This window comes from Fodinibius sp. GM108 (assembly GCF_058386985.1).
In genome coordinates, this window is record NZ_JBYEIR010000007.1 from 198,296 (window position 1) to 220,380 (window position 22,085).

Below are 22,085 nucleotides of genomic sequence, written 5' to 3' on the forward strand. Positions count from 1 at the left end.
AATTGGGGAAAAATAAGAGGATAATTTATGGAAAAGTGGATACTACCGTTTGCTTGTCTGTTATTGCTTCCGCTTGTGCTACAGGCACAGGAAGTAGAGTACACCATTTCGGGTACTCTTATAGATCAGCGAACAGAAGAACCGTTACCGGGTGCGAATATAAGCATTGAAAACACTACTATTGGGACCTCCGCCGGTGCCGATGGGAATTTTAAGCTTACGGCAGAGCTCGAGCCGGGAGAGTATAATCTGCGAATTACTTTTATAGGATATCGGACGGTAGAACGTCAGCTTGAACTCGGAAACGAGCAAGATATTGGTTTGGGCACTGTTACACTTGCTCAGGATATTATTGGAGCGGATGAAATTGTTGTTACAGGTGCTTCTGCATTAACAGAAAAGCGTCAGTTGGGGAATTCTATTTCCACTGTGAATGCTGATGAGCTTCAAGGAACGGGAGTTACACAAATTGATGCCGGACTTTCGGGAAAGATTGCTGGAGCCCTTGTCCAACAAAATTCGGGTGATCCTGCTGGCGGTGTCAGTGTGCGTTTAAGAGGAACAGGTACCTTTCTTGGTGATGCTAGTCCATTGTATATAGTGGATGGTGTTATTGTGAATAACGATTCTCCCGAGCTGATTGACACAGGAGGGAATTCTACCAATCGTTTAGCAGATCTTAATCCAGAAGATATTGAACGAATTGAGGTTGTTAAAGGAGCAGCAGCGGCCGCACTTTACGGATCACGAGCAAACAATGGAGTTGTTCAGATTTTTACAAAGCAAGGTCAATCGGGTGAACCTTCTGTAACAATTAAATCCAGCGTTAATATCGATCAAATACGCAAAAAGCTGGATGTTAATATGGCTACCAATGACCAGGGAGAATTTCTGGATAACAGTGGCAATGTGATGTCAGGCCAAAGGTATGATTTCCAAGACTTTATTTTCCGAACAGCGGTAGGTACTAATCAGTTTCTTTCCATTTCGGGAGGATCCGGAGAAACCCGGTATTATATTTCAGGTTCTCATCGCAGTAATGAAGGTATTGTAAAAGGAGCTAACCATGACCGATCAACGGCCCGGCTTAATTTGGATCAAGTGTTGACAGACTGGGCAAATATTTCGACAAACTTAAGTTATACCCATAGTCAGAGTCAGGAGATACCAAATGGAGGATTAAATGCTTCCTATGGAGCACTTACAGGTTTTATCTTCGGACCAAATACCTTCGATCCCCGACCAGATCCCGAAAGTGGAGAATATCCCCAAGAGGGTTTTTTGGCTAATCCAATAGAAGTTATTAACAAATATGATTTTCAAAATGAGGTAAATCGTGTTATAGGAAGTGCTAAACTATCTTTAACTCCAACTGAAGAATTATCAATTGATCATAGTTTAGGAATTGATACCTATTCGCAAATTGGAACAGCCTTTATCCCGACTGGTACGTCTGCTCCTGGTCTTTCAACAGGATTTGGCCGTCGTTCCGAACGGGAGTTTCTACAACTTAACAATGATCTACGCATCCGTTATCAAACGGATATTAGTTCTAATATTAACTCCAGTACATTAGCAGGCGGTACTCTTCAATATGAAAATGCTGAGACTATTGGCATGCAAGCAGAGAGGTTCAGCCTTGGATCAGAAGTTGTTTCTGGTGGTGCTGAATTTGACCAGCCTGGTGAGTTCCGAAGTGAAACAGTGATCTATGGAATTTTTGGCCAGCAAACTTTTGGATTTGATGATCGGATTTTTCTAACAGGTGCCGGACGATTTGATGCTTCTTCGGTGTTTGGCCAGGAAGAACGTTGGCAGTTTTTTCCAAAAGTGAGTGGGTCTTACTTAATTTCTGAGGAAGATTTTTGGACCAGTGCTGGTTTAGCAGATCTGATAACAAGTTTTAAATTAAGAGCTTCATTGGGTGTTTCCGGTGGTCAAACCGCAATTGGAGCATATGACAGATTCAATCTATTTAATCCGCTATCTGTGAATGGTCGAAGTGCACTGCTGCCTTCAACTCAGCGTGGAGCTACTGATGTAAAACCGGAGCGACAGCAAGAACTCGAACTTGGTGTTGATGCAAATTTTTTCTCAGATCAGCTAACAGTAGAGTTCACATGGTATCAACAGAAGACAAAAGATCTGCTATTATTCCGTACTACTGCACCATCAACGGGTTTTCAATCAAAGTTGGGTAATTTTGGAGAGTTGGATAATAAGGGCATTGAGTTAATGGTAAAAGGTGTTCCTGTCAACAATCAAAACGTGCAATGGACCTCTTCTTTGACTTTTTCTGCCAATGAAAACGAGATCCGTGGTGTCGAAGGAGGTACTCTGATTATCCCGGAATCATTTGGTCAGGTAGCGGCTATTAACGGTGAGCCGCTGGGTGTGTTTTACAGTGATGCTTTTAAAAGGGATGAAGAAGGAAATATTGTAACCGACAGTAATGGTCTTCCTGAAGAAGCAGAAGGCAACCACATTATTGGCAATCCAAATCCCGATTGGCTTGCTTCATTAATCAATGATTTTAGTATAGGATCGAACTGGAATATTCACACCCAGTTTGATGCCTCTTATGGTAATGATGTGTTCAATTTTACCCGTCGATTAGGAGCTTTAGGTACTTTTGGAACTATGGATATTTATGAGCAAGAATTGGAAGGAGAACTCCCCTCCGGTTACAATGGGCGGGTTTTCGGCATATTTGAAAAATGGGTGGAGGATGGATCCTATCTGAAGCTCCGTGAGCTGTCGGTTTCTCATACTTCAACTCCCAATATCTTAGGACTACAGAGTCTAGAGTTGAGTCTTACCGGCCGTAATCTTTTCTCTATTGATAATTATACAGGGTATGATCCTGAAACAAATGTAGCTGGTCAGCGGACAGCAGTAAGAGGATTTGACTTTGTACAGGTGCCGATACCCAGAAGTATCATTTTTGGTATAACTGCAAAATTTTAATTTGAGGGAAAATGGAACTAACCATGAATATTTATAAGAGTAAATGTATTGTGATAAAAATTTCTCTGCTCGCACTTATGTTAACCATGGTCGGATGTGAGCTGGATATCTCCAATCCGAACTCGGCAACTGAAGAAGACGTACTGTCATCAGCTGATGGTGTCCGCTCTTATGCTATAGGTGTGCAGGGAAATTATGCTGAAAATGTTTATCCGGATGTAGTATTGAATACGGGTGTAACAACTCGTGAGCTGGCGATTAATACAACATTTGCCAGCCTCATTGAATTAGAGAATGGAGGAACTGCATTACCACCTGCAAACAGCCGTGTGACTAATATATGGACGGGGTTAACCCGGACGGTAAGTATGACGGGACAAATTATTGATAATGCTCCTGATTTAATTACTGATGAAGCTGAACTTAGTGGAATTATGGCATTGGCTGAGGTATATAGAGCTATGTCTCTGGGGTATCTTATTCAGTGTTTCGAACAAGCACCTATTGAGTCGGGTGAAGATGTGGAATTCCACTCCCGACAAGATGTATTAGCTGAAGCATTACGGTTACTAGATAGTGCCCGTCAGCGGATTAACCAGACTCCACCGTCAGCCGATTTCTATGATAATATTCTTCTTTCCGGTTTTGACTTGGAAAATACTATTTATGCAATGCGGGCTCGATATAATCTACTTGCAGGTAATTATCAAGATGCCATTGACGCATCGAACGAAGTAGATATGTCAGCAACCTCCGTATTCAATTACGATGGCTCTACTACTCGCAATCCAATTTTTGATGGTGTGGCGCAGGGAGATGAAGGCCAGGAATATGCACCCCGGGATAATTTTGGTATGCCACTTACAGAATCCGGCGATCAGCGGCTGAATTTTTATTTAAATTCAGCAGATCGCCAAAGTGAGCCCAATGGGCTTCCTATTGAAAGGCTGAGCGGTTTCTTTACCAGTGCGAGCGCATCTATTCCAGTTTACTTACCTGGAGAGATGAACTTAATTCGGGCCGAAGCATATGTAATGCAGGGGGCTAGTCAGTTTGATAATGCAATTGAGGAAATAGATGCTGTGAGAACAAAAGAAGCTGATGAGGATCCTTTTGGTGTAGGAGCTGATCTCCCGGCCTATTCCGGCTCGGTTGACGAGTCTTCATTACTGGAAGAGATCTACTATCAGCGCAGTGCAGAGCTCTATTTGACCGGTATGCGTTTCGAGGATGCCCGTCGTTTGGGACGACCAGTTCCACCTAACGATCCGCCATTGACAGCTGAGAGAAACCGGGTGTATTACCCTTATCCTTCTCAGGAAAGTGAAAACAACCCAAACACGCCTGATAATCCTGACATTTAAGGATTTCAGCTCAATCTCATTGTCTCAAGAGCCCGCAGGTGAAAAGTTTGCGGGCTTTTTTATTGATGATAGGATATGTTTTTCCAATAACATGATTATGTGAATGTTTAGTTCTGTTGGGATCTTAAATTGAAGTATTGATGTAATAAGTGATAAGAGTAAAAAATCATAAAACAGAAAAGACTATGAAAAAGCTTACTGCAGTTGTGTTGATATTATTTTTGATTTCATGTCAGGGAGAGCGCGGTCCGGCCGGACCAGAAGGGCCGCAGGGACCTCCGGGACCAGTGGGGCAGGCATACGAAGTACAGGCCAGTTTTGATGAATCCAACGGCTACAGTATTATCTCTGAATTTCCCAGTAATATTGAAGTTTTGGAGAGCGATATCGTGGTTGTTTACCTGTTGTGGGAAGTCGATGATGAGACCGGAAACGACGTGTGGCAGCAGCTACCTGTATCTGTATTTTTTGATAGCGGTGAAATGATCTATGGATTTGATCACACCGTGGCTGATGTACAGCTGTTTTTGTACGGTGATGTTGATTTTAATGATGTCGGAAATGAGTATACACAGGATCAGATTTTTCGGGTTGCCATTCTGCCAGTAGATTATGTGGAGTCGAATAAAATGAACCTGAGTAACATGGATGAGGTGATGAGGGTTGTGGAAATGGAATCAAAGATCAGGTAAGTGATAGAACTCTTGAAATTACTCTACTCACACTTGTACTCTACCTGTAGAAGCAGTAGCCTTCTTCTAATTAAACGTTAAAAAGGGAAAAGAAACCTGCTCACCAAATTTCGCTTGGAACCTAGATTTGGTAACGCTGTTAACATTATCTGTACAACCTTTCTCGTCAGCTTTTCAGTTCAATATTCATTAAGAGATGGAGTTATACAAAGAACTCAATATTCTGGGGCAATATGATCTGTGGTTAGTTGTCATCGGCTTGGCAATTTTGGGGGACAGCAGTACTGCCGCGTATCCTCTCTGAATACCCGCTTTCATCACCTATTGCATTATTTGTATTGGGATATGCTGCCATTGCTTTGCCGTTCGGCCTTAAGCCCCCGACCCGCATTATCCGCGTTCTTCACTCAGGCTCATAATTCAGATTCGGCCCCAGCCACTTTTCAACCTCTTTCACGCTCATATCTTTTCGACAGGCGTAATCTTCTATTTGATCTTTACCGATATTCCCCACGTTAAAATAGTCAGATTCTGGATGTGCAAAATACAAACCACTTACAGAGGCCGCCGGATGCATTGCAAACGATTCAGTTAGTGTAATACCGGCATTTTTTTCTACATTCAACAAGTCAAACAAGATGCGTTTTTCAGTGTGATCGGGCTGTGCCGGATAACCGGCAGCAGGGCGAATACCATCGTATTTTTCTTTGATGAGCTCCTCATTCGACAGATCTTCATCCGGAGCATAACCCCAGAGTTCTTTTCGTACCTTTTCGTGGAGCAGCTCAGTAAACGCCTCCGCCAGACGATCAGCCAGTGCTTTAGTAAGAATAGCATTGTAATCATCGTGATCGTCTTCAAATTGCTTGACGAGCTCTGGTGCCCCAATGCCACATGTAGTTGCAAAGCCACCCATATAGTCCTTAATCCCCGATGATTTCGGTGCCACAAAATCAGAAAGTGCTTTATTTGGCTGGCCTCGCCGTTTTTTTGCCTGTTGACGAAGCATATGAAAGCTTGTCAATACTTCGTTGCGACTGTCATTAGTATAAAGCTCTACATCATCGCCTACGGCATTGGCGGGATATAATCCGAGCACAGCGCGAGCCTTCAGCAGTTTCTGATCCACAATCTTGTCAAGCAGGCGGTTAGCATCATCGTATAACTTCTGGGCCTCTTCGCCATATTTCTCATCTTCCAGCACCTCTGGGAATCGCCCCTTCATCTGCCAGGCTATGAAAAAAGGTCCCCAATCGATATAGTTTCGGATATCTTCCAGTGGATAATTGTCGAAAACCTGCGTGCCCAGTTCATTGGGTTTCACGATATCTGAAGATTCCCAGTCGATCTGCTTAGCATTTTCGCGTGCCTCTTCAATCGGCAGATATGTTTTTCGGTTCGATCGTCCCTCGTGACGCTCTCGAACTTTTACGTATTCATTTTTAATCTTTTTAACGAATTCATCGCGCAGGGTTTTGGATACGAGATTGCTGGTCACGGAAACGCTGCGGGATGCATCCAGCACATGAATCACCGGTCGATCATAGTTAGGCTCAATTTTTACGGCTGTATGCGTGCGCGATGTTGTAGCTCCGCCAATAAGCAGCGGTTGATCAAAGTCTTCGCGTTTAAGTTCCTTAGCAACGTGCACCATCTCATCCAGAGAGGGTGTAATAAGTCCGCTAAGGCCAATAATATCCACTTTGTTCTTTCGGGCTTCCTCCAGGATTTTATCCGCGGGAACCATCACCCCGAGATCGATCACATCAAAATTGTTGCAGCGTAGTACCACCGACACGATATTTTTGCCAATATCGTGAACATCTCCTTTCACCGTAGCCAGCAGTACTTTTGCCTTGGGCTCGCTGTTTTTATTTTTCTTTTTTTCTTCTTCAATATATGGAATAAGATGCGCCACCCCCTTCTTCATTACGCGAGCACTTTTCACAACCTGGGGCAAAAACATCTTGCCCGAGCCAAACAGATCACCTACCACATCCATACCGTCCATCATGGGACCTTCAATGACATCGATCGGATGATCGTACTTTTGTCGCGCTTCCTCGACATCGTCTACAATATGATCCACAATGCCTTTAACCAGTGCGTGTTCAATGCGTTTTTCTACGGATTTGGTTCGCCATTCCTGTGTTTTCTGCTCTGTTTCGGTCTCGTCATCCTTAATCTCTTCGGCATAATCAACAAGACGTTCGGTAGCATCATCGCGGCGGTTGAAAAGTACGTCCTCAACCAGCTCACGCAGCTTTTCGGGAATCTGTTCATAAACCTCAAGCTGTCCCGCATTAACGATCGCCATATCGAGTCCCGCCTGGATGGCATGATACAGAAAAGCCGAATGCATCGCTTCGCGCACTTTGTTATTACCGCGGAATGAGAACGAGATGTTACTAACTCCACCGCTTACTTTGGCCAGCGGCAGGTTTTCTTTAATCCATTCGGTAGCTTTAAGGAAATCCACCGCATAATTTCTGTGCTCTTCAATGCCGGTAGCTACAGTAAGAATATTCGGATCGAGAATGATATCCTGCGGAGCAAAACCAATCTCTTCAGTAAGAATATTGTAAGCCCGTTCAGCTATTTCAATACGGCGTTCGTAGCTGTCGGCTTGTCCTTTTTCATCGAAGCCCATCACGACTACGGCTGCTCCATAATTCAGAATTTCGCGTGCCTGTTTTTTAAAGGCATCTTCGCCATCTTTAAGGCTGATAGAGTTGACAACCGATTTGCCCTGTGTAGCCTTAAGTCCGGCCTCAAGAACCGACCATTTTGACGAATCGATCATAATTGGCACACGCGAAATATCCGGTTCTGCTGCTACCAGCTGCAGGAAATCAACCATCACTTCTTGGGATTCGAGCATACCCTCATCCATATTGATATCAATGATCTGAGCTCCGTTTTCTACCTGCTGACGTGCAACGGAAAGCGCCTCTTCATACTCTTCGTTTTTGATGAGGCGTTTAAATTTCCGTGATCCCATCACATTGGTGCGTTCGCCGATGTTGACAAAGTTGGTATCAGGACGGACAACCAGTGGTTCAAGTCCGCTGAGTTGCAGATATGGCTTTTGCTCCGGAATTTTTCTTGGCTCACATTCTTCAGCGGCTTCGGCAATAGCCTCGATATGTTCTGGTGTAGTCCCGCAACAGCCGCCTACCATGTTTACAAAATCAGCTTCTGCATATTCCCGAAGCTGATCGGCCATGAATTCCGGCGTTTCGTTATAGTCGCCCATCTCGTCAGGCAAACCGGCATTGGGATAGAGACTAGTGTGACAATCAGCAATATTAGCCAGTTCTTCGATGTAAGGACGCATCTGTTTTGATCCCAAGGAACAGTTTAGCCCCACACTTAACAAATTTTTGGTATGGGAGACTGAAATCCAGAATGCTTCTGTGGTTTGTCCCGAGAGGGTGCGCCCGCTCTGATCTACAATCGTACCTGAGATCATGACCGGAAGTTCTTGGCCGGTGTCTTGGGCATGCGTATGAATCGCATGAATGGCGGCTTTGGCATTCAGCGTATCAAAAATGGTCTCGACCAGCAGTATGTCGACCCCGCCATCAACCAAACCGCGGATCTGCTCGGAATAAGCATTGTGCAATTGATCGAATGTAATTTCGCGATAGCCGGGATCTTCTACATCCGGTGAAAGGGAAAGGGTTTTATTGGTGGGACCAATGGCACCCGCTACCAGGCGGGGCTTGTCGGGATTTTTATCCGTAAACTCATCGGCCACGTCACGGGCGTTTTCAGCGGCTGCTACATTCAGCTCATAGGCCAGATCCTGCATGTGATAGTCGGCCTGTGAAATGGAAGTGCTGTTAAATGTGTTAGTTTCAATGATATCTGAGCCCGCAGCGAGGAACTGTCGATGAATTTTTTTGATAATATCGGGCTGTGTAAGGCTGAGAAGATCGTTGTTTCCTTGCAGTTCAGCTTTATCAAAGTCTTTAAATCGTTCGCTGCGATAATCGTTTTCGGTGAGCTTATGTTCCTGGATCATGGTGCCCATGGCGCCATCCAGGATTAAAATTCGATCTTTCAGCAGATCTTGAATCTCTTTAAATGTCATGTAGTATACGTTCAGGTAATAAGGTTATAAGGTACTTGTGGTTGCACAAAAACTTTTTAACTAAGCTACGAAGTGATTACCTTTGACACTATTAGATTTTTTCTGGAAAAATCCTGTAACTTATAAAAGTTTTTGGATTCTAAAGGTACAAAGAATACTCGACTAAATGAAAGTAATAGAGCATTACGCTAGAGCAAAAGAACCATTAATATCTTTTGAGATTATTCCGCCCAAGAGAGGGGGGTCGGTTGATAAGGTGTTTGAATCACTGGACCAGGTTATGGAATATAATCCGCCGTTTATTGATGTGACGTACCATGCAGCGGAATCACATTACGAAGAGTTATCTGACGGAACGATCAAACGCCACATTAAACGGAAGCGGCCCGGCACGATTGGTTTATGTGCAGCCATCATGCATAAATATGGCGTGGATCCGGTTCCGCACCTGATTTGTGAAGGATTTACAAAGGAGGAGACCGAAGATGCGCTTATCGAGCTAAACTATCTGGGGATTGATAACGTGCTGGCTATTCGCGGTGATTCACCGGATGATTCCATCCCGCGATACAAAAACGGCACGTTCAATAAATATGCTTTGGATCTGGTCAAACAGATCAAAGATATGAATCGGGGCAAATATTTGGAGGATATTGTCAATGCCCATGAAACCGATTTTTGTGTAGGCGTAGCAGGCTATCCCGAGAAACACTTTGAGGCTCCCAACCTTGATTTTGACATCAAGCAGTTGAAAAAGAAAGTGGATGCCGGCGGTGACTATATCGTTACGCAGATGTTTTTTGATAACGAAGCCTATTTTGAGTTTGTGGATAAGTGTCGTGCTGAAGGTATAGAATGTCCTATTGTACCGGGACTAAAAGTACTTACCCGTGAGCGTCATCTTAATTTTCTGCCCAAATACTTTCACTTGAATATTCCCGAATCACTTTCACATGAAGTAGAAGCTGATCCGGAGAACGCAGAGCAAATTGGCATTGAATGGGCAGCACAGCAGTGCACCGAACTGCTTGAAGGAGGGGCGCCCGGAATCCATTTCTATATTATGGGTGATCCCAGTCCGGCCCTGAGAGCCATCGATAAGCTTCCAATGGGGCACAGTATAGGAAAAAAAGTAGTGGAAGCACGTCCGGAGGAATAACCAGAAAAGCACACGATTGTGAGTTCCGAGTTAGGAAAATGGTTGATTGGCATAGGGCTTATAATCGTGTTTGGTGGAGTAATTCTTTACCTGTTTGGCGATAAGATGGGATGGCTGGGCAATCTGCCTGGTGATATCCGCGTCGAGAAAGAGAATTTCAGTTTTTACTTCCCCATTACCACGATGATTATTATCAGCATTGTGCTGAGTATTCTGCTTACGCTTTTTGCTCGTTTTTTTCGTGGTTGAAAGCTGAATATGAGATTTCGCTTATCACTAGCGCGGGATTTAAATCCCGCGCTGTATGGATGCATTCTCGTTGAACGACTGCTTTGTCGTTGACGAGTAGTGAGATCTAGCTGTCGACTGATAACAAGCAAGACTTCGTTCCAAGGACCTTTTCTCTCACTCACTTGAGATTCCTCATCATTCAGAAAACCACTGAATTCTTCGGAATGACTTGACAGGGGCTGGAGAGCGGGATAAAGATTATGCTTTTGATTAAAGGTAATTTCTTTCCTTACCACTTCAATGTCATTCCGATCACGAAGACTTTCGGGAGAGATCTCAAGCCTGGCCACCGGCTGTATTACTGTTACAAATGTGAGCTCTCCTGCTCATTTGCAAGCCAGCACTGTTTAGTATACACCGGATTTTTGTTACAGAGTAAATAACCGTTTTTACTTCGGGAGCAGAACTCCCTGCAACCAGAGAGGAGGTTTCTGGATTAGTCGTCGTCGAACGACTGCTTTAGCCGTCCGATGAGTGGTTTGAGCTAAAGCCGATCTCCTACCGAACAAAAACCGGTTCTGTTTCCTTTTCAGTATGCTCTTCGCTGTAGCTGTAATCATTTCCGTTAAAGCCCAGCAATCCCTCATAGCTGTTGACCTCATTTTCTATGAGATAACGTGCCATCGTCCCGCGGTTCTTTTTAGCGTAGAACCCAACAGTTCTCAAATTACCGTTCTTAAAATCTTTGAATTTTGGTTCGATGACATCAACCTTTAGCTTGTTTGGATTCAGAGCTTTAAAATACTCTTTGCTGGCAAGATTGACGAAAAGCTCGTCATCTTCCAGTTCATCATTCAGAGCTTCGGTTAGACTGTCGCCCCAAAAATCATACAATCGGTCATGTCCGTCAATTGACAGTTTGGTACCCATTTCCAGGCGATAGGGTTGCATCAAGTCTAATGGACGCAGAATGCCATACATTCCGGACAATATGCGCAGGCTGTTTTGGAGCGTATCGATGTGGGATTCATCAATAGAATAAGCATCCAGTTCCCGGTAAGCCGATCCGTCAAAAGCATAAATACAGGGACGAGCATTTTCTTTATTAAACGGAGTTGAGAACTTTTGATAACGCTCGTAATTGAGATCAGCTAAATCCTGACTGATGTCCATAAGCTCTTTCAGTTCATCTTTGGACATTTCAGCCAGTCTGTTGTTTAGCTTTTCAGCTTCTTCTAAAAAATGGGGCTGTGTAGCTTTATCAGTTGGCAGTTCGCTTTCGTAATCCAATGATTTTGCCGGTGAAAGTACAATTTTCATAATAAATACTGTGAGTTTAATATTTTTATGCTGAATATCAGGATGTAGTAACTCGTATTTGCTGGTTCATCATTCCATCTGAATTAGTTTGTCACTTTCCCATCGGTTTGATATCGCCGCGCAGTTCTCCTTTTCTGTTTTCTGAAGAAGTAATATTGATATACAGTTCCCCTTCCTTCAGCAGTTTTAGTTCGGCGGGAGAAAGAGCAAATTTATTTTTGCTGGGATTAAAAATGCCACCGGTCCTTTCTTCATTCAAATCGGTCTTCAAACGATATAATTGATTTCCAGGCTGTCCTCTAAGCTTCACCATTAGATACGCCCCTGAGAAAGAGCTCGTGAGATTATCAAAATCACCTTTCACAGTAAGGGTATCTTCTTTAAGCGTTATAGTTGCCATACCAGATCCAGGAGTAGAAACTGGTGGCGAATGATTATAACCTGCCAAAACAATCGTTTGCGCCTGCTGTGCCTGGAGCTCTGGTGAATGAAATATTAAGCCTGCGAAGAGTAGTGGTAGAATGATGAGTACTTTTTTCATAATGAACTCCTCAATTGTCATTAATCATCAATAAAATAACAAAAATTATTATCTGATTATTATCAGGGAGCTTTGAAAAACCGAGTGTCATCCTGAATTTATTTCAGGATCTATATGAAACTTGATTTAAAGGCTTTAAACAAAACTTAGCAACAGATGCTGAAACAAGTTCAGTATGACATAGTCGTTATCAGCTATTCATTATCCAACTGTACCTCTTCGTCGGATAAATAAACAGTACCGTTACGACTTTCGATCGAATCAGGAAGCGACGAATGAGATATGCGATTCCAGTTTTCTACATTATATGTTGTGTAACGGATACGCTGTTGTTTGGGATAAATTTCCAGCATTGTAAAAGCTATTATAGCCGGTTTATCGCTTTGCAGCAATTCTCGCGGTCCCGAACCGATAGCGCCCGAATGTAAAAATTGAATCCCATCCTTATACGCGGGGTAAAAAGCGTGATGATGTCCGCTTACATATAGATCGACATCTAATTCTTTCATCAGCGAATGTATTTGCTTTGGATTCTCGAGCACATTGCCTTTGGTATCGCGTTCGTGAGCTACGCCATACAGCGGCAGGTGTCCTACAAGTATTCCAAAATCAGAGGGTTTTTGATTAAACTCCTTTTTCAGCCAGGACAAGTTGGAATCAGGAATACTGGCCGTGGACGCATCCCAGATGGCAATATGTGCATCATTCAGGTTAAAACTGTAGTAAAACGGGAAACCTGCTTTGTCACTCCAGTTCAGATTCGGTTGATGAGCAGGGGATTTCCAATACTCCTCGGCAAGATCACGATCCCGTTGGTGCGGAGGATGTCCCGAACCATCATGATTGCCAATGGTAAAAGCGAAGGGAATTTCGGCTTTTTGAAACCGGCTGGCAATATGTTTATCAAAAGCCTGCCACATGGCACGTACCCGTTCATTTGAAAGAGCGGGCTTTTGACCGGCAATCATATCTCCGCCGGAAAGTACGAGGTCTGGCTTTACTTCAGTGATGATATAATCGATTGTGGCATGTACTGTAGAATCATATTTGGTAGACCCATATGCACTATTCATGTCACTGATCACAGCAATACGAATCGGCTCACTGTTATGCTCTGTCGGTTGAGTCCACCCACATACAGTGAAAGTGAATGCTAACCATAAAAACCCGCAAAAAGCTGCTACAGTATTTTTTGGCATTTCAAGATTAATTCTTGATTAAAAAGAGTGCATTTGAAACGGGCCGTGGGCCTGTTGGATCAGAGGGGCTGTTCACAATTTTGCCGTCGACCACCATGGTTGTGGATCCGCCTCCGTCCAAATTCAGAGCTTCCGTGATTCCATAGGTCGACATAAATTCAGCCAGCTCGTAGAGCGACATGCCTGCGCTTGCTTCCTGGCGTCCGTCAACGACAAGCATGTATAAATATCCATCAGCTATTCCTATGGCCGTGCGCGGATGGCGATCGGAAGCGAATGAAGCACTTACTCCTTCAATATCCAGCTGTCGGTCCACGACTTGTTTACCATTTTCGATAAGCTGGACAGCCCCGCCCACAAGTTCCTCTATAGAACTTTCATGGGAATTTGATTGGAATTGGAATTTGGTATTCAAGGTATCTCCGGTTTGTTGGAGGATTTGCAGTGAGTCTTTCATATTCCCTGAAGCAACGAGCAGAGGCGGGTTAAGTTTAGGGATGTGGGAAAAAGTGTATTGGGACAAGTTTGCTGAATCATCTTCGGCCAGAAACTGTAAAGGTGCAACAAGCATGGAATCAGTGGGTAAAATGTCCAGCGGTTTCTTAATGAGTGTCAGTCCATCTTCAGGAGGTAAAATATTAACCCCTTGAATTGTTGTTTGGTGACTATTTACCGAAACGGCTCCATCGAAATCCAAGATATCAATAAAAGGAGCCCCATCGACCGATACGCCAAACTGCGAGCGATTGGGTACGTTATGCGGTATAAAAACAGGCTGGTGATTTGAAATCTGTATGTTAATAGGTTGGCCCGTTTCGAGATTGAAAAAATCCGCATTAATCCCTGCGATGGGATTGAGTCCGTCGGATTCCAGCTGTTTCCACATTTCAGTAAGAGTCTGACGTGTGGGGGTTTCGGGATCACCATCCGGTAATGCTTTATGGCTGTGCAGCTCCGCGGATGCCTGCTGTAAATCAATTTGCAACAGGTGTATGCGCCAGGGTTCCGTGGAATCAACAAGCGAAACATAGGTAATACTGTCTGCAGGCCGCTCAACTTTCAGGGTGTCGACTTGACCTTGTACTGAAAGGGTGAGGCAGAAAATAAATCCGCAAAAAAAGAATAATTTTATTTTAATAGCGTAGGTCACAGTGATAGATTATTACAAAATAGGTGTTTGGAGTTTGGTTTCTGCTATTCTGATTTGGTTGTTGAATCCACCCTGTCCCCTCCCGGGAAGGGGAACTCTATATTTTAAATAAGAGGGTTGAACAAGAAGTCTCTCCCGAAAGCTTTCGGGAGGGATTTAGGAGTTTGTGAATACACTTTTCTCTTTATTTAACTGCTAAACGTGATAAATTATAACTATAATGATTCCGTATAAGGTTGCTTTTTTGCTGTATCAAGTCCCGTAGAAGCAGCCAGCATTCAGCTATTATCAGAAATGATCCGATATTAAGCTGATGGCTGATTGCGGACGGCTTCTAATAAAGTATTCTTTATCCTTAGTTTGTCAAATTGGAACCGGTATCATGTGAATATTTGTAATTAATATCTGGTATATCGATTGGTTTGTCAGATTTTACTCTTATTTTGGATCAGATTTTAACGTTGTATAAAGCCAAATTTATTTAAAGACGATGCCTGAAAAAGCAACCATATATGAAGTGGCCAAACAAGTAGGAGTAAGTACGGCAACGGTATCTCGGGTGCTTAATGATTCCCCTCGTGTTTCCGAGGAGACCAAACGCCGCGTTTTAGAAGTTATCGAAGAACTGAATTTTACTCCACAATTAACTGCACGAAAATTAGCTACCGGTGAACCGCAGATGATGGCTGTGGTGGTACCTTCTTTTACTACGCCTTATTACAATGAGGTTTTAAAGGGTATTAAGGATGAAATAGCCCACATCGATCTTGACATGATGATGTACAATACGGGCTCAAAAAACCCGGAAGAGCGGATGAAGCTCTTTTTTGACCGGGGCATGGCCGATGCGGTTATCATACTTTCAATTGATCTGCCTGATGAAATTCACAAACAGCTAAAGGCAAATGCCATACCTACGGTATTGGTCAACACTAAGCATGAGGATTACAATTATTATCATGTGGATGATTATAAGGGAAGCTACCTGGCCGGCAGTTATTTGGCCGAACAGGGCTTTAAAAATATCGGGTTAATCTCTTCAGCTTCTGAAACAAAGTCTTCGGCCGAGCGAAATCGCGGATTTATGGATGCGCTTAAAGAGCATGACATTTCCATTTCAGAACAGCATATTGCTAAAGGTGAAAGTGAAAAACATGCAGGTTTTTCGGAGGAGGCAGGTTACGAGGCTATCGAAGAAATGAAAAAGCACGGCAGCTTTCCGGAAGCCATTTTTTGCCTGAATGATACGTTGGCTATTGGTGCTATGTATGCATTATCCCGGTTGAATATACAGGTGCCGGAGGATATAGCCATTATGGGTTACGATAACATAAAGTTGAGTAAATACTATGATCTGACTACAATCGATCAACAGATGTATACAACAGGCACGAAAGCTATACGGCAGTTAGCCCGGATCGTCCGGGGAGATCAAAAGCTCCACCAAGAAGATATTAAACCTAAACTTGTGGAACGCGGCTCCACGCAACGATAGCGATAAATTTCTTCTGCTCCGAGAAGCTCTGTGGCTTCTCTGCGCCCTCTGCGGTAAAATAACTCAACGGTCTCCGACTCAGGAAATAAAAATATCCTTGACTTTGGTTTTCATAGAAGAAATGGAGGTTAGAGGCAACAACCACAGAGTTACGCAGAGGGATTCACAGAGGTAATTCAGAAACAGTGACTGCTCAATTCAGAATTTTAACTGAACCAATCAGCCAGCTCGTTGGCACTTTTGGTATTCAGGATGCGTTCTTTGCCAAACTTCGCCTTGCGAGCGATACGTACACCATAAGCAATGTTGTCGATACCTTTTTTACTGTGTGCATCCGGGTTGACTGATGACATCAGCCCCATCTCTTTGGCCTTATTGCCATGACGCCAATCCATATCCAGCCGGTTCGGATTGGCATTAATCTCAATAGCCGTATTATGTTCAGCGGCCAACTCAATAAGCTCATTCATGTTGACATCGCTGCCATCACGCTGCAGAAGCAGACGTCCGCTGGGATGCCCGATAATATCCGTATGGGGATTGGTGATCGCATTACGGAATCGGGTCATCATCTTATCGCGATCCATATATAAGCCACTGTGGACGCTGGCAATTACAAAATCAAAGCCTTCCAGAATATCATCTTCGTAGTCAAGATCACCGTTGCTGAGGATATCTGATTCAATGCCTTTGAAGACCCGAAATTTGATATTATTATCCGCAAAATCTTTGTTCAGTTTATCGATCTCTTCCCACTGCTGCTTGATATCCTCCACCGTTAATCCGCCGGCATAGGCTGCTGTTTGAGAGTGATCGGTAATACCGAGATACGCATAGCCGCGTTCGATGCAGGCATCAGCCATCTCTTTAATCGAAAACTTTCCGTCGCTGTATGTGCTGTGAGCATGCAGCACGCCGCGGATATCGTTGATTTCGACGAGGTCCATCGTTTCATGTTCCTCGAAATACTCGATCTCTCCATGATCTTCCCGTAGCTCCGGGGGAATGAAATTCAGATCCAGCTTCCGGTAAATATCGGTTTCTGAGGAATAATCGATCGGTTTGTTAAAGTTGGTATTGCCTTCTTCATCCAGCTTAAAGAGTCCGTACTCATTGAGTGAAAGTCCGCGTTCGCGGGCTCGCTGACGCAGGACAACATTGTGTTCTTTACTGCCGGTGAAGTACATGAGCGCAGCGGGAAACTGTTCCGGTTTTACGATGCGGAGGTCAACCTGCCGCCCGTTATGGGTTCGGATCGAACTTTTAGTTTCTCCACGTCCCAAGACATCTACCACCAGCTTGTGATTGACAAATGCATCAAAAAGGTCGGTGATATACTGCTCTTTTGCACCGATCAGGATATCGACATCCCCAATGGTCTCTTTGGAACGGCGGAGCGATCCGGCTACATCAATAGCTTCAACACCTTCCTGTTCTTTCAGAAAATTGTAGAATGGTTCTGCTACTTCGGTTGCCTGATCCAGACGGCATCGTTCGTCAAATTGCTCCATCCACTCAATAGAATCCAGCATCTTCTGGGCCGACTTTTCACCCAGTCCGTCTAACTCAGCTACGCGTCCATCTTCGCAAGCGGCTTTTAATTCTTCTAATTCTGATATGCCGAGCTGTTTGTGAATTTTGGCAATACTTTTGGGACCAAGTCCCGAAATATCCAGCCACTTGATTAAACCTTTTGGAATGCGACTACGGAGATCTTCAAGTACTTCAATTTCGCCGGATTCGGCATAGGATTTTATATCCTCTGCAATAGAACTGCCAATTCCATCTATTTCTGTAAGCGTATCATTTTCAATATAGGCATTGATATCCTCGTTAAGTGCTTCGATCGTCTGGGCGGCGCGATCGAAAGCGATAGCGCGAAATCTGTTTTCTCCGGCTAGCTGCATTAGCTGATAAATTTCACGCAGCCGTTCGGCTATTTCTTGATTGGTTACAGGCATAAAAGGGCAGTGATAATTGTTGATATTTTGTGATGCGTAAAGGTAAGAAATACAGCTTTTTTAAACAGCAGAAGTTTGGTTTAGTATTCGAATGCAAGAGTGGATTTGTCTTTGCTGTTATGCCAGAAACTCTGTTACTTCGTGAATGAAATTTCTACAAAATTCAGGATTAAATATGAAGGTTCATATCTCAAGTTTATTAATGCCACTACTGATATTATTTGTTATTAGCTGTTCTGCTGATGAATATTCTGTAGAGATAAATAAGAAAGCGGTTAATGCTATATTAGATGATTGGCATCTGGCTGCTTCGGAGGCTAATTTTGACCGGTATTTTAGTCACTTTGCCGGCGACAGCGCCATCTTTATGGGTACTGATGCAACCGAACGATGGACGATATCAGAGTTTAAAGAATATGCAAAGCCACATTTTGATGAAGGGGATGCCTGGAATTTCACGCCCACAGAGCGGCATGTTTATATAGCTGATGATGGGCAAACTGCCTGGTTTGATGAGACTTTGGATACGCCAAACTTAGGTCCCACCCGGGGTACCGGAGTGTTAACTTTTGAAAAAGGGGATTGGAAAATTGCGCATTATAATTTATCTATTCCCATTCCTAATGCTATTGTGGATAGCGTGGTTAAGCAAGTGGATCGGGAACTGAATAATTCCACTGCTGAAAAATAATTTCGGAACTAACTATAAAGATGCGTGATCCGTGATGCGTAATGCGTGACGACTTATCACGCATCACGAATTACGTATCAGGGATATGAAGAAAAATCTTTATCAGACACTGGTTACAGTTCTGCTTTTAATAGCAGTAAGCTTTAATGCGCAAGCTCAGAAATCGCCCTCGGAGTTTTTGGGATACGAGCTGGGATCACAATGGACACCCCATCACAAAGTGATGGATTATTTTTGGCATGTGGCCGAAGAGTCGCCTTTGGTGGACGCCCGGCAGTACGGAACTACTAACGAAGGGCGTGAGCTTATTCTGGCCTATGTAAGTAGTAAATCTAATATGGGGCGCCTGGATGAGATACGTACCAATAATTTAAAGCGAACTGGGTTACAGGAAGGCGAGCCGACTGATGACAGCACTGCTATTGTCTGGCTCAGTTATAACGTACATGGTAATGAAACATCCAGCAGCGAAGCCGCCATGAAAACGATCTATGAGCTCGTTCGCCCCGATAATCCGGATACCAAAGAGTGGCTGCAGAATACGGTTGTTGTGATGGATCCGATGCTCAATCCCGACGGACGCGATCGTTATGTAAACTGGTATAAGCAGATGGTGGGCGAGGAGTTCAATGCCTACGGTGATGCCCGCGAGCATCACGAGCCGTGGCCCGGTGGACGTACGAATCACTATTATTTTGATCTGAATCGCGACTGGGCGTGGCTTACGCAGAAAGAAAGTCGTCACCGTATTGAACAATACCAGCAGTGGATGCCACATATCCATGTCGATTTTCACGAACAGAGTTATACGTCGCCCTATTATTTTGCTCCGGCGGCCGAGCCTTTTCATAAGGCGATTACTGACTGGCAGCGGAATTTCCAATACACGATCGGAAAAAATCACGCACGGTATTTTAACAAAAATAACTGGCTCTACTTTACCCGCGAAGTATTTGATCTTTTTTATCCCAGCTACGGTGATACGTATCCCATTTTTAACGGGGCTATCGGGATGACGTATGAACAGGCCGGTGGCGGCTATTCGGGGCTGGGAATCAAAAAACCGGAAGGAGATACGCTTACACTTACCGATCGTCTTACCCATCACCATACAACCGGACTTTCAACGGTGGAGATAAGCTCAGAAAATGCAAGCAGATTGGTGAGCGAGTTTGCGGATTACTATCAAACCGCCCGGAATAATCCTGAGGGTGAATATGAGACATTTGTGATTAAGAGCGATAATAATCCCGATAAGGTAAACGCTTTGCTGGATCTTCTGGATAAGCATCAGGTGGAATACGGGCAGGCAACCGAATCACAAAGTATAAAAGGATATGATTATCGCACCGGCGAAAATGGACGCGTGCAGGTTGATGAGGGCGATTATTTAGTGAGCGCATATCAGCCGAAGGGTGTTTTGGCGCGCGTGCTGTTTGAACCACGTCCGGAACTTGCTGATTCAGTTACGTATGACATAACCTCATGGGAACAGCATTATGCCTTTGGGGTTGATGGATATGCGATCCCGGAGCGATTGGAGATGGAATCTGTCTCGGCGCCGGAAAAAGAAGTTGATAATTCATCCGATGAAAGTCCCTATGCTTATCTTGCGGAGTGGAATGATTGGACAGACGTTCAGTTGTTGTCGTCTCTGCTCAAAGAGGATATCAACGTGCGATTTGCGGAAACTGCTTTTGAAATTGAGGGGCGGGATTATGACTCCGGCACGCTTATCATTACACGAAGTGATAATGAGCGACTGGGAGATAAATTTGACGCCAAAGTTCAGAAAATTGCTACAGAATACAATCAGCAAGTAGATCCGGTAGGCACAGGATTTGTGGATTCGGGAAGTGATTTTGGCTCTTCGTCGGTGCGATACCTGGAAAAGCCGCGGGTAGCCCTGCTGTCTGGCGAAGGAACCAGCTCGTATCGGGTCGGCGAAATTTGGCACTATTTTGATAAGCAGATTGACTATCCGGTGACGATGATTAACGTTGACTATTTTGATGATATTGATTTGCATGATTACGATGTGCTGGTTTTGCCGTCAAATTTTTATGGCAGCGATATCAGCAGCGATAAGCTTCGCGATTGGGTTTCGGACGGCGGAAAATTAATTGCAGTACAGGGAGGAAATAGTTTTTTAGCCGGGAAAGAGGGGTTTGACCTGCGCTCAAAAAATGAAGATGAAGAAGGTAAGGAAGAGGTTGAGGCAGGAACAGCTTCAAACGAGCAGTTGGAAGTTTATGGCGAGCGTCAGCGCGAAAGTATTTCGGATTTTAACTCCGGGTCCATTTTTAAGATCACCATGGATAATACTCATCCGTTAGCGTTCGGCTATGATCAGGATTATTTTTCCCTGAAGCTGAACTCCGACGCTTATGCCTATCTCAACAACGGCTGGAATGTGGGTGTTGCAGAAGAAGATGCCCATATGAGCGGTTTTGTTGGATATAAAGCCAAGGAACAGCTGGAAAATACACTTACTTTTGGCGTGCAGAATATTGGCAGTGGATCGGTGGTATACATGGTCGATAATCCGTTGTTTCGGGCGTTCTGGCATAATGGAAAATTGCTGTTTGGCAATGCGGTATTTATGGTAGGACAGTAGGCATGAAACGCGGATGAGGCGAGGATTTAGCGAATTTCCACAGGGTGTTATTTATCTGTTAATGGTTATTGGATTGATCGAGGCTCACTAGTGGTCAAGTTTCATCTCGTTCCGTACCTCTGGTGCGGAACGTATATATATTTTGTTTCAAATGACTCGAGTGTCTGTGTAGAGCATTTAATTTTTTTATTGATCACCTTTGGATAAACAGTAAATAAAGATTGTACTATTCCTTCGAGCCAATAAATGATCCGTTTAATTCTATTTATTACGTGCTGCAAATTCTTAGTTCTGTTCATTTTTTGTCAGCAAAAAATGAACCAAAAAACTGTCGGTGGGAATCGTAGATTTTGTTCTGACTATTCGTTTCATCTGTGTTCTATTTATGCAATCTTTTTTGAAGCTCACTTTTCTTCCCTTATCTTAAGGCGAACAAAAATCACCCAAAGGTTGGGGGTGCTTGCAATAGCAGGCTGAGATCATACCCTGAGAACCTGAACCGGATAACACTGGCGTAGGGAAACCAAGGCAGTATTATTAGAAAGTTATATCATGCTGCCGGATTGATCAGCATTTCTTGCAAGTTCATCTCCCGCTCTTAT

14 protein-coding genes and 1 riboswitch are annotated in these 22,085 nt (G+C 43.9%); of the genes, 8 read left to right on the forward strand and 6 right to left on the reverse strand.

Going from position 1 to position 22,085, the window contains the following annotated elements:
* Nucleotides 1-27 precede the first annotated feature (27 nt).
* From ACT3ID_RS14245 to ACT3ID_RS14255, 3 genes are all read left to right on the forward strand, one after another.
* Nucleotides 28-2,967 carry a SusC/RagA family TonB-linked outer membrane protein gene (locus tag ACT3ID_RS14245; protein WP_491542720.1) on the forward strand — a complete coding sequence of 980 codons (2,940 nt, stop codon included), beginning with the start codon at nucleotides 28-30 and terminating at the stop codon, nucleotides 2,965-2,967.
* Nucleotides 2,968-2,990: 23 nt separating this feature from the next.
* Nucleotides 2,991-4,331 (forward strand): RagB/SusD family nutrient uptake outer membrane protein, encoded by a 1,341-nt coding sequence (locus tag ACT3ID_RS14250; protein ID WP_491542721.1) that lies wholly within the window; start codon nucleotides 2,991-2,993, stop codon nucleotides 4,329-4,331.
* A 185-nt stretch (nucleotides 4,332-4,516) separates the two neighbouring features.
* Nucleotides 4,517-5,023: a hypothetical protein gene (locus tag ACT3ID_RS14255; RefSeq protein WP_491542722.1), complete on the forward strand. Its 507-nt coding sequence runs from the start codon at nucleotides 4,517-4,519 to the stop codon at nucleotides 5,021-5,023.
* A gap of 403 nt (nucleotides 5,024-5,426) precedes the next feature.
* Here ACT3ID_RS14255 and metH read toward each other — a convergent pair whose 3' ends face one another.
* Nucleotides 5,427-9,119 (reverse strand): methionine synthase, encoded by a 3,693-nt coding sequence (metH, locus tag ACT3ID_RS14260; protein WP_491542723.1) that lies wholly within the window; start codon nucleotides 9,117-9,119, stop codon nucleotides 5,427-5,429.
* A 166-nt stretch (nucleotides 9,120-9,285) separates the two neighbouring features.
* Here metH and ACT3ID_RS14265 point away from each other — a divergent pair, with 166 nt between their 5' ends.
* A complete protein-coding gene (locus ACT3ID_RS14265) occupies nucleotides 9,286-10,278 on the forward strand; it encodes a methylenetetrahydrofolate reductase (RefSeq protein ID WP_491542724.1) in 993 nt (330 codons plus the stop codon).
* Nucleotides 10,279-10,296: 18 nt separating this feature from the next.
* Nucleotides 10,297-10,527, forward strand: coding sequence for a DUF2905 domain-containing protein (locus tag ACT3ID_RS14270; protein ID WP_491542725.1), 231 nt, complete (start codon nucleotides 10,297-10,299; stop codon nucleotides 10,525-10,527).
* A gap of 540 nt (nucleotides 10,528-11,067) precedes the next feature.
* On the opposite strand, the gene yaaA is transcribed toward ACT3ID_RS14270, so the two are convergent.
* From yaaA to ACT3ID_RS14290, 4 genes are all read right to left on the reverse strand, one after another.
* Nucleotides 11,068-11,829, reverse strand: coding sequence for a peroxide stress protein YaaA (gene yaaA / locus ACT3ID_RS14275; protein WP_491542726.1), 762 nt, complete (start codon nucleotides 11,827-11,829; stop codon nucleotides 11,068-11,070).
* Nucleotides 11,830-11,920: 91 nt separating this feature from the next.
* Entirely contained in the window at nucleotides 11,921-12,370 is a 450-nt protein-coding gene (locus ACT3ID_RS14280; RefSeq protein ID WP_491542727.1) for a CHRD domain-containing protein, read from the reverse strand.
* Nucleotides 12,371-12,564: 194 nt separating this feature from the next.
* Nucleotides 12,565-13,569, reverse strand: a complete 1,005-nt coding sequence (locus ACT3ID_RS14285; protein WP_491542728.1) for a metallophosphoesterase family protein — start codon at nucleotides 13,567-13,569, stop codon at nucleotides 12,565-12,567.
* A 7-nt stretch (nucleotides 13,570-13,576) separates the two neighbouring features.
* Nucleotides 13,577-14,719: a phosphodiester glycosidase family protein gene (locus ACT3ID_RS14290; protein ID WP_491542729.1), complete on the reverse strand. Its 1,143-nt coding sequence runs from the start codon at nucleotides 14,717-14,719 to the stop codon at nucleotides 13,577-13,579.
* A 490-nt stretch (nucleotides 14,720-15,209) separates the two neighbouring features.
* Here ACT3ID_RS14290 and ACT3ID_RS14295 point away from each other — a divergent pair, with 490 nt between their 5' ends.
* Nucleotides 15,210-16,214 carry a LacI family DNA-binding transcriptional regulator gene (locus ACT3ID_RS14295; RefSeq protein ID WP_491542730.1) on the forward strand — a complete coding sequence of 335 codons (1,005 nt, stop codon included), beginning with the start codon at nucleotides 15,210-15,212 and terminating at the stop codon, nucleotides 16,212-16,214.
* A gap of 206 nt (nucleotides 16,215-16,420) precedes the next feature.
* On the opposite strand, the gene polX is transcribed toward ACT3ID_RS14295, so the two are convergent.
* The gene (polX, locus tag ACT3ID_RS14300; protein ID WP_491542731.1) at nucleotides 16,421-18,175 is read right to left on the reverse strand and encodes a DNA polymerase/3'-5' exonuclease PolX; all 1,755 of its coding nucleotides are present in this window, start codon (nucleotides 18,173-18,175) and stop codon (nucleotides 16,421-16,423) included.
* Nucleotides 18,176-18,320: 145 nt separating this feature from the next.
* Between polX and ACT3ID_RS14305 the strand changes: the two genes are divergently transcribed.
* Together ACT3ID_RS14305 and ACT3ID_RS14310 are read left to right on the forward strand one after the other, a co-directional pair.
* Nucleotides 18,321-18,866 carry a nuclear transport factor 2 family protein gene (locus tag ACT3ID_RS14305; RefSeq protein WP_491542732.1) on the forward strand — a complete coding sequence of 182 codons (546 nt, stop codon included), beginning with the start codon at nucleotides 18,321-18,323 and terminating at the stop codon, nucleotides 18,864-18,866.
* A gap of 85 nt (nucleotides 18,867-18,951) precedes the next feature.
* A complete protein-coding gene (locus ACT3ID_RS14310) occupies nucleotides 18,952-21,483 on the forward strand; it encodes a M14 family metallopeptidase (protein WP_491542733.1) in 2,532 nt (843 codons plus the stop codon).
* Nucleotides 21,484-21,925: 442 nt separating this feature from the next.
* A riboswitch (TPP riboswitch) is annotated at nucleotides 21,926-22,021 on the forward strand.
* The last annotated feature ends 64 nt before the right edge of the window (nucleotides 22,022-22,085 follow it).